Source organism: Pseudomonas sp. GM25 (genome assembly GCF_000282255.1).
Lineage (GTDB): Bacteria > Pseudomonadota > Gammaproteobacteria > Pseudomonadales > Pseudomonadaceae > Aquipseudomonas > Aquipseudomonas aphyarum.
The window spans coordinates 123,772-138,302 of the sequence record NZ_AKJQ01000034.1 but is presented as its reverse complement, the minus strand read 5'-3'; the positions used below and the strand labels follow the sequence as shown (position 1 = coordinate 138,302).

The window sequence follows — 14,531 nt, the reverse complement described above, 5'->3', positions numbered from 1 at the left end:
ACGATATTGAAAGGAGAATTCTATGGCTGACGAACAGACAGTAGATACGCAAAATCCAGAAGCCAATCAGGCGCCCGAGACTTCGGGTGATGACCTGGCGACCCGTGTACAAGTGCTCGAAGAGCAATTGGCCGCCGCGCAGGATCAATCGCTGCGCGTAGCTGCCGATCTGCAGAACGTCCGCCGCCGTGCCGAGCAGGATGTCGAAAAGGCGCACAAGTTTGCGCTGGAAAAATTCGCCGGCGACCTGCTGCCGATCGTCGACAGCCTGGAGCGCGGCCTCGAGCTGTCGAACCCGGATGACGAGAGCATCCGTCCGATGCGTGAAGGCATCGAGCTGACCCTGAAAATGTTTCACGACACCCTTGCGCGCTATCAGCTTGTCGCTGTGGCCCCGCAGGAAGGCGAGCCGTTCAACGCCGTGGAACATCAGGCAATGGCCATGCAGGAAAGTGCAGACCTTGAGCCGAACAGCATTCTGAAGGTGTTCCAGAAGGGCTACCAGCTCAACGGTCGCCTGCTGCGTCCGGCAATGGTCGTGGTCAGCAAGGCGCCGGCGCCAGTTTCGCCTTCGATTGACGAGAAGGCTTGAAATTAGCCGCAAGGCCCCCATTTAGAAGTCAAGCGTTTAAGTGCTACCGCAGTTGGCCACAACCACTGCGGCAACCAAATCCAAAGTTTCGGGAGAGTGAACATGGGCAAAATTATCGGTATCGACCTGGGGACTACCAACTCCTGCGTCTCCATTCTTGAAAACGGCGTAGCCAAAGTTATTGAAAACGCCGAAGGCGCGCGTACCACGCCGTCGATCATCGCTTACGCCAACGATGGCGAAATCCTGGTCGGCCAGTCCGCCAAGCGTCAGGCAGTGACCAACCCGCACAACACCCTGTACGCGGTAAAGCGTCTGATCGGTCGCCGCTTCGAAGAAGAAGTGGTACAGAAAGACATTCAGATGGTTCCTTACAAGATCGCCAAGGCTGACAACGGTGACGCCTGGGTTGAAGTGAACGGCCAGAAAATGGCTCCGCCACAAATCTCGGCTGAAATTCTGAAGAAAATGAAGAAGACCGCCGAAGACTACCTCGGCGAAGCAGTGACCGAAGCGGTGATCACCGTTCCGGCCTACTTCAACGACAGTCAGCGTCAGGCGACCAAAGACGCCGGCCGCATCGCGGGTCTGGACGTAAAACGTATCATCAACGAACCAACCGCAGCCGCTCTGGCTTACGGTATGGACAAGGCCAAGGGCGATCACACCGTGATCGTTTATGACCTGGGTGGCGGTACTTTCGACGTTTCCGTGATCGAGATCGCTGAAGTTGACGGCGAGCACCAGTTCGAAGTGTTGGCCACCAACGGTGACACGTTCCTGGGCGGTGAAGACTTCGACATTCGTCTGATCGACTACCTCGTCGACGAATTCAAGAAAGAAAGCGGCATGAACCTGAAGGGTGACCCGCTGGCGATGCAGCGTCTGAAAGAAGCTGCCGAGAAAGCCAAGATCGAGCTGTCGTCCGCTCAGTCGACCGACGTGAACCTGCCGTACATCACTGCAGACGCCACCGGTCCTAAGCACCTGAACGTGAAGATCTCGCGTGCCAAGCTCGAAGCACTGGTTGAAGACCTGGTTCAGCGCACCATCGAGCCTTGCCGCATCGCCATGAAAGACGCTGGTCTGGATGTTGGCGCGATCAACGACGTAATCCTGGTCGGCGGTCAGACCCGTATGCCGCTGGTTCAGAAGCTGGTGACCGATTTCTTCGGTAAAGAAGCCCGTAAAGACGTGAACCCGGACGAAGCCGTTGCCATGGGTGCTGCCATCCAGGGCGCCGTTCTGGCCGGTGACGTGAAAGACGTTCTGCTGCTCGACGTCAGCCCGCTGACCCTGGGTATCGAAACCATGGGTGGCGTGATGACCGCGCTGATCGAGAAAAACACCACGATTCCTACCAAGAAATCGCAAGTGTTCTCGACTGCCGACGACAACCAGGGCGCCGTGACCATTCACGTCCTGCAAGGCGAGCGCAAGCAAGCCGCACAGAACAAGTCTCTGGGCAAGTTCGACCTGGCCGACATTCCACCAGCTCCACGTGGCGTGCCGCAGATCGAAGTGACCTTCGACATCGACGCCAACGGCATCCTGCACGTAGGTGCGAAGGACAAGGCTACCGGCAAGACCCAGTCGATCGTGATCAAGGCCAACTCCGGTCTGTCCGACGAAGAAATCGAGCGCATGGTGCGTGACGCCGAGGCCAATGCCGAGGAAGACCGCAAGTTCGAAGAGCTGGCCGCTGCCCGTAACCAGGGTGATGCACTGGTTCACTCGACTCGCAAGATGATCGCTGACGCTGGCGACAAAGTGACTGCAGAAGAGAAGACTGCAATCGAAGCGGCCGTGGTTGCCCTGGAAGCTGCCGTCAAAGGCGACGACAAGGCTGCCATCGACGCCAAGGTTGAAGAGCTGTCGAAAGTTTCTGCGCCGGTTGCCCAGAAGATGTACGCCGAACAGGCTCAGCCTGCTGAAGGCGCGGCACCGCAAGACGAGAAAGCTGAAAAGGCTGACGATGTTGTCGATGCCGAGTTCGAAGAAGTCAAAGACCACAAGTAAGTTGTTGGTCGGCCGGTTGACTGCCTTTGGGCACTGACTGGTAGGATGTCGCCGCGCGGGAGCTTGCTCCCGCGTTGGCGTATCTGGAATACGCGAATTTTTACAGCATGCGACAAGGTTCGGATGCTGGTGGTATGGCCGAAGATGCTCCTGCTTTTCGCGCCGAAAGTACCGCATGAATCAAAGACCAGGATCGTTGAATTGACGTGAGTTGGGTCCGGGCCTGTATTGGGGCTCAACGAGTTTGGCGAAGCTCAGGAGGGGTTTGCCGAACGTCCTCAAGAGTATGAAGAACTTATGGCTAAGCGTGACTATTACGAAGTGTTGGGTGTTGAGCGCGGCTCAAGCGAAGCAGACCTGAAAAAGGCCTATCGCCGTCTGGCGATGAAGCATCACCCGGACCGTAATCCCGATGACAAAGCGTCGGAAGAGCTGTTCAAAGAGGCCAACGAAGCCTACGAAGTGCTGTCCGATTCCAGCAAGCGTGCGGCGTACGACCAGTACGGTCATGCCGGCGTCGACCCGAGCATGGGTGGCGGCGGTGCAGGCTTCGGTGGTCAGAACTTCTCCGACATCTTCGGCGATGTCTTCAGTGACTTCTTCGGTGGTGGTCGCGGCGGTTCCCGTGGCGGCGCCCAGCGTGGCAGCGATTTGCGCTACACCCTGGAGCTGAACCTGGAAGAAGCGGTGCGCGGTACTACCGTGAATATCCGCGTTCCGACACTGGTCAACTGCAAGCCTTGCGATGGCTCGGGTGCCAAGAAAGGCTCGTCGCCTTCGACTTGCCCGACTTGCGGCGGCATCGGTCAGGTGCGCATGCAGCAAGGCTTCTTCTCGGTGCAGCAGACCTGCCCGCGTTGCCATGGCCAGGGCAAGATCATTTCCGATCCGTGCGATTCCTGCCACGGTGACGGTCGCGTTGAAGAATACAAAACCCTCTCCGTCAAAGTGCCGGCTGGTGTCGACACTGGTGACCGCATTCGTCTGTCCGGCGAAGGCGAGGCGGGTACTCAGGGTGGCCCGACCGGCGACCTGTACGTGGTGATCAACGTCCGCGAGCACGACATCTTCCAGCGCGACGGCAAGCACCTGTTCTGCGAAGTGCCGATCAGCTTCGTCGACGCAGCCCTGGGCGGCGAACTGGAAATTCCGACCCTCGACGGTCGCGTCAAACTGAAGATTCCGGAAGGGACTCAGACCGGCAAGCAGTTCCGCGTACGCGGCAAAGGCGTTGCGCCAGTGCGTGGCGGTGGTGCGGGCGACCTGATGTGTCGTGTGGCCGTCGAAACACCGGTCAATCTGAACCGTCGTCAGCGTGAACTGCTGGAAGAGTTCCGCAGCTCCCTGGCGGACGACAACAGTCACTCCCCGAAAACCACCGGTTGGTTCGACGGTGTGAAACGCTTCTTCGGCGATCTGTAAGGAGACGGCATGCGACGTATAGCTGTGATGGGCGCTGCCGGGCGCATGGGCAAGATTCTGGTCGAGGCGGTGCAGCAACGCGCGCCGTTGACCGGTCTGACGGCCGCGATTGTCCGCCCTGGCAGTACGCTGATCGGTGTGGATGCCGGTGAGCTGGCTTCGCTGGGTCGAATCGGCGTGCCGCTGTCCGGGAATCTGGAATCGGTGGCGGAAGAGTTCGATGTGTTGATCGACTTCACCCTGCCGGAAGTCATGCTGAAAAACCTGGCCTTCTGCCGCAAGGCCGGCAAGGCGATGGTGATCGGCACGACCGGGCTGGACGCTGCGCAGAAGCAGTTGCTGGCCGAGGCGGGCAAGGATATTCCGATCGTGTTCGCGGCCAACTTCAGTGTCGGCGTCAACCTATCGCTGAAGCTGCTCGACATGGCGGCGCGGGTGTTGGCGGAAGATGCGGACATCGAAATCATCGAAGCCCATCACCGTCACAAGATCGATGCGCCGTCGGGCACGGCCCTGCGCATGGGTGAAGTGATTGCCAATGCGCTGGATCGTGATCTGCAGAAAGTCGCGGTTTATGGTCGTGAAGGCCACACCGGTGCCCGTGAGCGTGAAACCATCGGTTTCGCCACTGTTCGCGGTGGTGATGTGGTGGGTGATCACACGGTGCTGTTTGCTTGCGAAGGTGAGCGCCTGGAGATCACACACAAGGCTTCGAGCCGCATGACGTTTGCCAAGGGCGCGGTGCGTGCGGCGTTGTGGCTGGATGCTCGTGAGCCTGGTTTGTACGACATGCAGGACGTGCTCGACCTGCATTGAGATGTTCTGAAGCCGGCGCAAACGCCCTGTTTGTGCCGGTTTTGCTCCGCCGAGCGACGCCCTGTCGCATTCTCCGGCCTTTCGGCCTCATTGGCGGTAGACCAAAAATCCCTTTTTCTGTAAGCTACAGCTTTAGTGTGTCCACTAAAAGCGCGCAGAATAATTCAGTGAAGAAGCGGGGTGACGTGTCCATACGTCACTCCGCTTTTTTACAACCTGCGATTGCCCTTTCATGCGTTATTTACGGGAGGTCTTCTTGACTAAGCCAGCCATACTCGCCCTTGCTGATGGCAGCATTTTTCGCGGCGAAGCCATTGGAGCCGACGGTCAGACCGTTGGTGAGGTGGTGTTCAACACCGCAATGACCGGCTATCAGGAAATCCTTACCGATCCTTCCTACGCCCAACAGATCGTTACCCTGACTTACCCGCACATCGGCAACACCGGCACCACGCCGGAAGACGCCGAGTCCGACCGCGTCTGGTCCGCTGGCCTGGTCATCCGTGACCTGCCGCTGGTAGCGAGCAACTGGCGTAACACGATGTCCCTGTCCGATTACCTGAAAGCCAACAATGTTGTGGCGATCGCCGGTATCGACACCCGCCGCCTGACCCGCATCCTGCGTGAAAAAGGCGCACAGAACGGCTGCATCATGGCCGGCGACAACATCTCCGAAGAAGCGGCCATCGCCGCGGCGCAAGGCTTCCCGGGCCTGAAGGGCATGGACCTGGCGAAAGTCGTCAGCACCAAGACCCAATACGAATGGCGCTCCACTGTCTGGGATCTGAAAACCGATAGCCACGCGACCATCGAAGCCTCCGAGCTGCCATACCACGTGGTTGCCTACGACTACGGCGTCAAGGTCAACATCCTGCGCATGCTGGTCGAGCGCGGCTGCCGTGTCACTGTCGTTCCGGCACAAACCCCGGCTGCCGACGTATTGGCTCTGAAACCGGACGGCGTGTTCCTGTCCAACGGCCCTGGTGATCCGGAGCCATGTGACTACGCGATCAAGGCAATCAAGGAAGTGCTGGAAACCGAAATTCCGGTCTTCGGCATCTGCCTCGGTCACCAGCTGCTGGCTCTGGCCTCCGGCGCCAAGACCCTGAAAATGGGCCACGGTCACCACGGTGCCAACCACCCGGTTCAGGATCTGGACACTGGCGTCGTGATGATCACCAGCCAGAACCACGGTTTTGCGGTAGACGAAGAAACCCTGCCAGCCAACGTCCGCGCGATCCACAAATCGCTGTTCGACGGCACCCTGCAAGGTATCGAACGCACCGACAAGAGCGCGTTCAGCTTCCAGGGTCACCCTGAAGCGAGCCCGGGCCCGAACGATGTGGCCCCTCTGTTTGACCGCTTCATCAACGAGATGGCCAAGCGACGCTAAGCGCTCGCCTTGAGACTGTAGCGAGAAGCCCCTCGAGGGCGGCCCCGGAACCGGCGGCCCCCTCGGGACTTCAGAAATCGATCAAGACGGCTTGCCGACTGACCTGCGGATTTGAGTGACAAACCCATGCCAAAACGTACAGACATTAAAAGCATCCTGATTCTCGGCGCTGGCCCGATCGTTATCGGCCAGGCCTGCGAATTCGACTACTCCGGCGCCCAGGCCTGTAAAGCCCTGCGCGAAGAGGGTTACCGCGTCATCCTGGTGAACTCCAACCCGGCCACCATCATGACCGACCCGGACATGGCCGATGCGACCTACATCGAGCCGATCAAGTGGCAGACCGTTGCCAAGATCATCGAAAAAGAGCGTCCGGATGCGGTGCTGCCAACCATGGGCGGCCAGACTGCTCTGAACTGCGCCCTGGACCTGGAGCGCGAAGGCGTTCTGGAGAAGTTCGGCGTAGAGATGATCGGTGCCAACGCCGACACCATCGACAAGGCTGAAGACCGTTCGCGTTTCGACAAGGCGATGAAAGCCATCGGCCTGGAATGCCCGCGTTCCGGCATCGCCCACAGCATGGAAGAAGCCAACGCGGTGCTCGAGCGCCTGGGCTTCCCGTGCATCATCCGTCCGTCCTTCACCATGGGCGGCACCGGTGGCGGTATCGCTTACAACCGTGAAGAGTTCGAAGAAATCTGCGCCCGTGGTCTGGACCTGTCGCCAACCAAAGAGCTGCTGATCGACGAATCGCTGATCGGCTGGAAAGAATATGAAATGGAAGTTGTCCGCGACAAAAAGGACAACTGCATCATCGTCTGCTCGATCGAAAACTTCGACCCGATGGGCGTGCACACCGGTGACTCGATCACCGTTGCCCCGGCTCAGACCCTGACCGACAAGGAATACCAGATCCTGCGTAACGCCTCGCTGGCGGTACTGCGCGAGATCGGCGTCGAGACCGGCGGTTCCAACGTTCAGTTCGGCATCTGCCCGGACACTGGCCGCATGGTCGTGATCGAAATGAACCCGCGTGTATCCCGCTCGTCGGCTCTGGCCTCGAAAGCCACCGGCTTCCCGATCGCCAAGATCGCGGCCAAGCTGGCAGTCGGTTACACCCTCGACGAACTGCAGAACGACATCACTGGCGGCCGTACCCCGGCGTCCTTCGAGCCGTCCATCGACTATGTCGTGACCAAGCTGCCGCGCTTCGCTTTCGAGAAGTTCGCCAACGCTGACGCGCGCCTGACCACTCAGATGAAGTCGGTCGGTGAAGTCATGGCCATCGGCCGTACCTTCCAGGAATCCCTGCAGAAAGCTCTGCGCGGTCTGGAAGTGGGTGTTTGCGGTCTGGACGAGAAGGTCGACCTGAGCAACCCGGAAAGCATGAGCGTGCTCAAGCGCGAACTGACCGTGCCGGGCGCCGAGCGTATCTGGTACGTGGCGGACGCCTTCCGCGCTGGCATGACCGTCGAAGAAATCTTCGGCATGAACATGATCGATCCGTGGTTCCTGGTACAGATCGAAGATCTGATCAAGGACGAAGAAAAGGTCAAGACCCTCGGTCTGTCCGCTATCGACCGCGACCTGATGTACAAGCTCAAGCGCAAAGGTTTCTCCGACCAGCGTCTGGCCAAGCTGCTGGGCGTCACCGAGAAGAACCTGCGCACTCACCGCCACAAGCTGGAAGTGTTCCCGGTCTACAAGCGCGTCGACACCTGCGCGGCTGAGTTCGCCACCGACACCGCCTACCTGTACTCGACCTACGAGGAAGAGTGCGAAGCCGCGCCGTCCGGTCGCGACAAGATCATCATCCTCGGCGGTGGCCCGAACCGTATCGGTCAGGGCATCGAGTTCGACTACTGCTGCGTACACGCGGCACTGGCGCTGCGCGATGACGGTTACGAGACCATCATGGTCAACTGCAACCCGGAAACCGTTTCCACTGACTACGACACTTCCGACCGTCTGTACTTCGAGCCGGTGACCCTGGAAGACGTGCTGGAAATCTGCCGCGTCGAGAAGCCGAAAGGCGTGATCGTGCAGTACGGTGGCCAGACTCCTCTGAAACTGGCTCGCGCCCTGGAAGCAGCCGGCGTGCCGATTATCGGCACCAGCCCTGACGCCATCGACCGTGCCGAAGACCGTGAGCGCTTCCAGCAAATGGTTGAGCGCCTGAACCTGCGTCAGCCGCCAAACGCCACCGTGCGCAGCGAAGACGAAGCCGTTCGCGCTGCTGCGAAAATCGGTTACCCGCTGGTGGTGCGTCCGTCCTACGTACTGGGCGGCCGGGCGATGGAAATCGTCTACAAGGAAGAAGAACTCAAGCGTTACCTGCGTGACGCGGTGCAAGTGTCGAACGACAGCCCGGTGCTGCTCGACCACTTCCTCAACTGCGCCATCGAGATGGACGTGGATGCGGTCTGCGACGGCAAGGACGTAGTGATCGGCGCGATCATGCAGCACATCGAACAGGCTGGCGTTCACTCCGGTGACTCCGCGTGCTCGCTGCCGCCGTACTCGCTGCCGGCACACATCCAGGACGAGATGCGCGAACAGGTCAAGAAAATGGCCCTGGAGCTGGGCGTGGTCGGCCTGATGAACGTTCAGTTGGCGCTGCAAGGCGAAGACATCTACGTCATCGAAGTCAACCCGCGTGCTTCCCGTACCGTACCGTTCGTGTCGAAGTGCATCGGTGTTTCCCTGGCGATGATCGCGGCTCGCGTGATGGCCGGTAAAACCCTGAAGGAAATCGGCTTCACCAAGGAAATCATCCCGAACTTCTACAGCGTGAAAGAGGCGGTGTTCCCGTTCGCCAAATTCCCTGGCGTTGACCCGATCCTCGGCCCAGAGATGAAGTCCACCGGTGAAGTGATGGGCGTCGGCGATACCTTCGGCGAAGCCTTTGCCAAAGCCCAGATGGGTGCCAGCGAAGTGCTGCCGACCGGCGGTACCGCATTCATCAGCGTACGCGACGATGACAAGCCGCTGGTTGCAGGCGTGGCTCGTGATCTGATCAACTTGGGCTTCGAAGTCGTCGCCACTGCCGGCACTGCCAAGCTGATCGAAGCAGCAGGTCTGAAAGTGCGTCGCGTGAACAAGGTGACCGAGGGTCGTCCGCACGTGGTCGACATGATCAAGAATGACGAAGTCACCCTGATCATCAACACCACCGAAGGTCGCCAGTCGATCGCCGATTCCTATTCCATTCGCCGTAACGCCCTGCAGCACAAGATTTACTGCACCACCACCATTGCTGCTGGCGAAGCTATCTGTGAAGCGCTGAAGTTCGGTCCCGAGAAGACCGTACGCCGCTTGCAGGATCTACACGCAGGATTGAAGGCATGAATAAATACCCAATGACCGTCCAGGGCTCCAAGGCCCTGGAAGAAGAGCATGCTCACCTGACCAAGGTCGTTCGTCCGAAGCTCAGCCAGGACATCGGTACGGCCCGCGAGTTGGGTGACTTGAAAGAAAACGCTGAATACCATGCCGCGCGCGAACAGCAAGGCATGGTCGAGGCGCGGATCCGTGATATCGAAGGTCGCCTGCAGAACGCGGTGATCATCGATGTGACAACCATTCCGCACACTGGCAAAGTGATTTTCGGCACCACCGTCGAAATCGCCAACGTCGAGACTGATGAAAGCGTGACTTACCAGATCGTGGGTGAGGATGAGGCGGACATCAAACTCGGCAAGATTTCGGTCGGCTCGCCGATCGCTCGCGCCTTGATTGCCAAGGAAGAGGGCGATACGGTCGTCGTGAAAACGCCAGGTGGCGATATCGAGTACGAGATTGTCGAAGTCCGTCACATCTGAGGGTGGGCGCCCGCTGCATGCGGGCGCGATGCTCTGGCAACTGGCCCAGATGTTGTGGGTCGGTGGCCTGTGGCTGGTACATCTCGGTCTGCGCCCGGTGCTGGGTCAAATTGGCCTGGCGCCGCTGCTGATCGATGAGGTTGCAAGTACGTTTGAAGTGGCGGTGGTGGGTTTTGCCGTCGCGTGCGTGATATTTCAGGCTTTGGTGCTGGTACAGGCCGAGGGCCTTGCCAGTCTATGGCGAGATTTTCGCGGGCAGGTGTTGCTGATGGCGTTGTATGCGTGTGCGATGTTTGTCGCAGTGCGTGTCGGCTGGCCGGATGCGCAGCGCTGGCAGGTGTTCAGCTTTCTTGTGTTGGGTTTTTCCGGGTTGGTGCTGGTATTGCAGCCGGTGCCGGGATGGAGTGGCAGGGTGCGCGAAGCACACCCTTGACCCTTGCCATCACTTGAAGCGATGGACGTTCGACAGCTGCTTGTTGACGCTGAAGTTCTTGCGGTAAATCAGTGCCATCTTGCCGATGACTTGAACCAGATCGGCCTTGCCGGTCTTGCACAGCTCTGCAACGGACGCCAGGCGCGCCTCGCGATCGAGGATGTTGAGCTTGATCTTGATCAACTCGTGATCTGCCAATGCGCGTTCGAGTTCGGCTAAAACACCCTCAGTCAAACCGTTGTCAGCCACAGTCAGAACTGGTTTCAGGTGGTGGCCGATGGATTTGTACTGTTTCTTCTGCTCTGGAGTGAGCGGCATAATCTGACCCTTTCGTCTGGATTCTGTAAAATGGCGGCCATTTTACCCGAGGGCTCGTGGATCCGCCCAATTAATCACGACCCTAATCAACGAGGTGCCCAATGGCGCGTTCCAAGACAAGCCTTGGTTGGCTGAAAAGACATGTCAATGATCCCTATGTGAAGCAAGCGCAGAAGGATGGCTACCGCTCGCGTGCGAGTTACAAGCTTCTGGAGATCCAGGAGAAATACAAACTGATCCGTCCGGGCATGAATGTCGTCGACCTCGGCGCGGCGCCTGGCGGCTGGTCGCAGGTCACCAGCCGGCTGATCGGTGGTCAGGGGCGACTGATCGCCTCGGACATCCTGGAAATGGACAGCATTCCGGACGTCACTTTCATCCAGGGTGACTTCACCGAGGACGCAGTGCTCGCTCAGATCCTTGAGGCTGTGGGTAATTCGCAGGTGGACCTTGTGATTTCCGATATGGCCCCCAATATGAGTGGTACGCCTGAAGTGGACATGCCAAAAGCCATGTTCCTTTGCGAGCTGGCGCTTGATCTGGCGGAACGGATACTCAAGCCGGGTGGCAATTTCGTGATCAAGATTTTTCAGGGCGAAGGGTTCGATGTTTACCTGAAGGACGCTCGCAAGAAGTTCGACAAGATCCAGATGATCAAGCCGGACTCCTCTCGTGGCAGCTCTCGCGAGCAGTACATGCTGGCTTGGGGCTACCGCGGTCGTAGCGAGTAAAACGAGGTTTTTTGGCGGGGTGATAGGTTTTTCGTATTTCGCCCCGCGCGCATAAGCGAATATTGTGTAGAAAGTGTTTCACAAAGGGTTACAGACGGCGCCTGCCAGAGCTGTAGGTAATGTAGTAAGTTAGGCCGGTGAATATCATGCGAAGCGCGCGCCAGTAGCGGAGCTTGCTTCAGAGGGTAGTTAATTGAACGATATGGCAAAGAATCTGATCCTGTGGTTGATCATCGCGGCTGTCCTGGTGACGGTGATGAACAACTTCTCCAGCCCTAACGAGCCGCAGACCCTCAACTATTCCGACTTCATCCAGCAGGTCAAGGATGGCAAGGTCGAGCGCGTGGCCGTCGACGGCTACGTAATTACCGGCAAACGCAACGATGGCGACAGCTTCAAGACCATTCGTCCGGCAATCCAGGACAATGGCCTGATTGGCGACCTGGTCGACAACCACGTTGTGGTCGAAGGCAAGCAGCCTGAGCAGCAAAGCATCTGGACCCAGCTCCTGGTGGCCAGCTTCCCGATCCTGGTGATCATCGCGGTGTTCATGTTCTTCATGCGCCAGATGCAGGGCGGCGCGGGTGGCAAGGGCGGCCCGATGAGCTTTGGCAAGAGCAAGGCGCGTCTGCTGTCCGAAGATCAGGTGAAAACCACACTGGCTGACGTTGCCGGTTGCGACGAAGCCAAGGAAGAAGTGGGCGAGCTGGTCGAGTTCCTCCGTGATCCGGGCAAGTTCCAGCGTCTGGGTGGTCGCATTCCTCGTGGCGTGCTGATGGTCGGTCCTCCGGGTACCGGTAAAACCTTGCTGGCCAAGGCGATTGCCGGCGAAGCCAAAGTGCCGTTCTTCACCATTTCCGGTTCCGACTTCGTCGAAATGTTCGTCGGTGTCGGTGCCAGCCGCGTTCGTGACATGTTCGAACAGGCCAAGAAACACGCTCCATGCATTATCTTCATCGACGAGATCGACGCCGTGGGTCGCCATCGTGGCGCCGGCATGGGTGGTGGTCACGACGAGCGCGAACAGACTCTCAACCAGTTGCTGGTCGAGATGGACGGTTTCGAAATGAATGACGGCATCATCGTCATCGCCGCAACCAACCGTCCTGATGTACTGGACCCGGCTCTGCTGCGTCCGGGTCGTTTCGACCGTCAGGTGGTGGTCGGTCTGCCGGACATCCGTGGTCGCGAGCAGATCCTCAAGGTTCACATGCGTAAAGTGCCAATGGGTGACGACGTTGCTCCGGCGGTTATCGCACGTGGTACTCCGGGCTTCTCCGGTGCCGATCTGGCGAACCTGGTCAACGAGGCTTCGCTGTTCGCTGCCCGTGCCGGCAAGCGCATCGTCGAAATGAAGGAATTCGAACTGGCCAAAGACAAGATCATGATGGGCGCCGAGCGCAAATCCATGGTCATGTCCGAGAAGGAAAAGCAGAACACCGCTTATCACGAAGCAGGCCATGCCATTGTTGGTCGCGTCGTGCCCGAGCATGATCCGGTCTACAAGGTGTCGATTATCCCGCGCGGTCGTGCGCTGGGTGTGACCATGTTCCTGCCGGAAGAAGATCGCTACAGCCTGTCCAAGCGTGCGCTGATCAGTCAGATCTGCTCGCTGTACGGCGGTCGCATTGCCGAAGAAATGACTTTGGGCTTTGATGGTGTGACGACTGGTGCCTCCAACGACATCATGCGTGCGAGTCAGATTGCGCGGAACATGGTGACCAAGTGGGGCCTGTCGGAAAAACTCGGTCCGTTGATGTACGCCGAAGAAGAGGGTGAAGTATTCCTCGGTCGCGGTGGTGGCGGTCAGAATGCCAGCTTCTCCGGTGAGACAGCCAAGCTGATCGACTCCGAAGTACGCAGCATCATCGATCAGTGCTACGGCACCGCCAAGCAGATCCTTACGGACAATCGCGACAAGCTCGATGCGATGGCGGATGCCCTGATGAAGTACGAGACGATCGATGCCGAGCAGATCGACGACATCATGGCCGGTCGTACACCTCGCGAGCCTCGCGACTGGTCGGGTGGTACCGGTACTGGCACGCCTCCTGTCATTCAGGGCGAGCGTCCGGAAACACCGATTGGCGGCCCGGCTGCCGACGTTTAAGGTTTGAAATGACTTCTGTACAGTCCCTGACCCGGTTGCCTTGCGGCAACCGGGTTCTTGATTTGGCCCGGACGCATGTCATGGGCATTCTCAATGTCACTCCCGATTCTTTTTCCGACGGTGGCCGATACAGCCAGCTCGATGCGGCCTTGCGTCATGCCGAAGCCATGGTTGCGGCGGGTGCAACGCTGATCGATGTGGGCGGGGAGTCAACCCGGCCCGGCGCGCGGGCGGTTTCTCCATTGGAGGAGCTGGAGCGTGTCGCTCCCGTCGTCGAGCTGATCAACCGCGAACTGGATGTGGTCATATCGGTCGATACGTCCACTCCGGCGGTCATGCGCGAAACGGCGCGGTTGGGTGCCGGTTTGATCAACGACGTTCGTTCGCTACGGCGGGATGGCGCGCTGGATGCTGCTGCTGCCACCGGGTTGCCTGTATGCCTGATGCATATGCTCGGCGAGCCTGGCGACATGCAGGATGATCCGCGTTACCAGGATGTCACCCGGGAAGTGGGTGAGTTTCTTGCCGAACGCATGGCTCAGTGTGAGTTGGCAGGTATTCCGGCCGAGCGGATCATTCTTGATCCGGGTTTCGGCTTCGCCAAAACCCTGCAGCACAATCTAAGCTTGTTCAAGCATATGGAAGCCCTGCATGCGCTGGGGCGGCCACTGTTGGTGGGCGTTTCGCGCAAAAGCATGATCGGTCATGCATTGAATCGCCCGGTGGGTGAGCGTCTATACGGTGGTTTGGCACTGGCTGCACTGGCGTCGGTGAAAGGTGCGCGTATATTGCGCGTCCATGATGTGGCGGAAACGGTGGACGTGGTGCGAATGCTCGCAGCCGTGGAATCAGCCGAATAAGAATGATGGAGCACTT

At 58.9% G+C, this 14,531-nt stretch carries 12 protein-coding genes; 11 read left to right on the top strand and 1 reads right to left on the bottom strand.

Translation table 11 applies throughout. The features are described from left to right. Window positions 1-22: 22 nt before the first annotated feature. From grpE to PMI24_RS10895, 8 genes are all read left to right on the top strand, one after another. On the top strand, window positions 23-592 hold the full coding sequence (gene grpE / locus PMI24_RS10930) for a nucleotide exchange factor GrpE (RefSeq protein WP_007953770.1): 570 nt from the start codon (window positions 23-25) through the stop codon (window positions 590-592). 102 nt (window positions 593-694) lie between these two features. Beyond that, window positions 695-2,611, top strand: a complete 1,917-nt coding sequence (gene dnaK, locus PMI24_RS10925) for a molecular chaperone DnaK (protein WP_007953767.1) — start codon at window positions 695-697, stop codon at window positions 2,609-2,611. 297 nt (window positions 2,612-2,908) lie between these two features. Beyond that, the gene (gene dnaJ / locus PMI24_RS10920; RefSeq protein ID WP_007953765.1) at window positions 2,909-4,033 is read left to right on the top strand and encodes a molecular chaperone DnaJ; all 1,125 of its coding nucleotides are present in this window, start codon (window positions 2,909-2,911) and stop codon (window positions 4,031-4,033) included. 9 nt (window positions 4,034-4,042) lie between these two features. Further along, window positions 4,043-4,849 carry a 4-hydroxy-tetrahydrodipicolinate reductase gene (gene dapB, locus PMI24_RS10915; RefSeq protein ID WP_007953764.1) on the top strand — a complete coding sequence of 269 codons (807 nt, stop codon included), beginning with the start codon at window positions 4,043-4,045 and terminating at the stop codon, window positions 4,847-4,849. 256 nt (window positions 4,850-5,105) lie between these two features. Continuing rightward, window positions 5,106-6,242, top strand: coding sequence for a glutamine-hydrolyzing carbamoyl-phosphate synthase small subunit (gene carA / locus PMI24_RS10910; RefSeq protein WP_007953761.1), 1,137 nt, complete (start codon window positions 5,106-5,108; stop codon window positions 6,240-6,242). A 126-nt stretch (window positions 6,243-6,368) separates the two neighbouring features. Then, the gene (carB, locus tag PMI24_RS10905; RefSeq protein WP_007953758.1) at window positions 6,369-9,590 is read left to right on the top strand and encodes a carbamoyl-phosphate synthase large subunit; all 3,222 of its coding nucleotides are present in this window, start codon (window positions 6,369-6,371) and stop codon (window positions 9,588-9,590) included. After that, entirely contained in the window at window positions 9,587-10,063 is a 477-nt protein-coding gene (greA, locus tag PMI24_RS10900) for a transcription elongation factor GreA (RefSeq protein ID WP_007953757.1), read from the top strand. The genes carB and greA overlap by 4 nt, the downstream gene beginning before the upstream one ends. Before the next feature lie 28 nt (window positions 10,064-10,091). Continuing rightward, window positions 10,092-10,496, top strand: a complete 405-nt coding sequence (locus tag PMI24_RS10895; RefSeq protein WP_007953755.1) for a hypothetical protein — start codon at window positions 10,092-10,094, stop codon at window positions 10,494-10,496. 9 nt (window positions 10,497-10,505) lie between these two features. Here the strand turns inward: PMI24_RS10895 and PMI24_RS10890 are convergent, their stop codons facing one another. Next, window positions 10,506-10,814 carry a YhbY family RNA-binding protein gene (locus tag PMI24_RS10890; RefSeq protein ID WP_007953753.1) on the bottom strand — a complete coding sequence of 103 codons (309 nt, stop codon included), beginning with the start codon at window positions 10,812-10,814 and terminating at the stop codon, window positions 10,506-10,508. Window positions 10,815-10,915: 101 nt separating this feature from the next. Here PMI24_RS10890 and rlmE point away from each other — a divergent pair, with 101 nt between their 5' ends. From rlmE to folP, 3 genes are all read left to right on the top strand, one after another. Next, window positions 10,916-11,545, top strand: a complete 630-nt coding sequence (gene rlmE / locus PMI24_RS10885; RefSeq protein WP_007953751.1) for a 23S rRNA (uridine(2552)-2'-O)-methyltransferase RlmE — start codon at window positions 10,916-10,918, stop codon at window positions 11,543-11,545. A 202-nt stretch (window positions 11,546-11,747) separates the two neighbouring features. Next, a complete protein-coding gene (ftsH, locus tag PMI24_RS10880; protein ID WP_011332403.1) occupies window positions 11,748-13,655 on the top strand; it encodes an ATP-dependent zinc metalloprotease FtsH in 1,908 nt (635 codons plus the stop codon). A gap of 8 nt (window positions 13,656-13,663) precedes the next feature. Continuing rightward, window positions 13,664-14,515 carry a dihydropteroate synthase gene (gene folP, locus PMI24_RS10875; protein ID WP_045121717.1) on the top strand — a complete coding sequence of 284 codons (852 nt, stop codon included), beginning with the start codon at window positions 13,664-13,666 and terminating at the stop codon, window positions 14,513-14,515. Window positions 14,516-14,531 lie beyond the last annotated feature (16 nt).

Excerpts from the sequence above, each read along its gene's own strand:
- grpE (WP_007953770.1), top strand. The coding sequence starts at position 23 with ATGGCTGACGAACAGACAGTAGATACGCAAAATCCAGAAGCCAATCAG.
- dnaK (WP_007953767.1), top strand. The coding sequence starts at position 695 with ATGGGCAAAATTATCGGTATCGACCTGGGGACTACCAACTCCTGCGTC.
- dnaJ (WP_007953765.1), top strand. The coding sequence starts at position 2,909 with ATGGCTAAGCGTGACTATTACGAAGTGTTGGGTGTTGAGCGCGGCTCA.
- dapB (WP_007953764.1), top strand. The coding sequence starts at position 4,043 with ATGCGACGTATAGCTGTGATGGGCGCTGCCGGGCGCATGGGCAAGATT.
- carB (WP_007953758.1), top strand. The coding sequence starts at position 6,369 with ATGCCAAAACGTACAGACATTAAAAGCATCCTGATTCTCGGCGCTGGC.
- greA (WP_007953757.1), top strand. The coding sequence starts at position 9,587 with ATGAATAAATACCCAATGACCGTCCAGGGCTCCAAGGCCCTGGAAGAA.
- PMI24_RS10895 (WP_007953755.1), top strand. The coding sequence starts at position 10,092 with ATGCTCTGGCAACTGGCCCAGATGTTGTGGGTCGGTGGCCTGTGGCTG.
- PMI24_RS10890 (WP_007953753.1), bottom strand. The coding sequence starts at position 10,814 with ATGCCGCTCACTCCAGAGCAGAAGAAACAGTACAAATCCATCGGCCAC.
- rlmE (WP_007953751.1), top strand. The coding sequence starts at position 10,916 with ATGGCGCGTTCCAAGACAAGCCTTGGTTGGCTGAAAAGACATGTCAAT.
- ftsH (WP_011332403.1), top strand. The coding sequence starts at position 11,748 with ATGGCAAAGAATCTGATCCTGTGGTTGATCATCGCGGCTGTCCTGGTG.
- folP (WP_045121717.1), top strand. The coding sequence starts at position 13,664 with ATGACTTCTGTACAGTCCCTGACCCGGTTGCCTTGCGGCAACCGGGTT.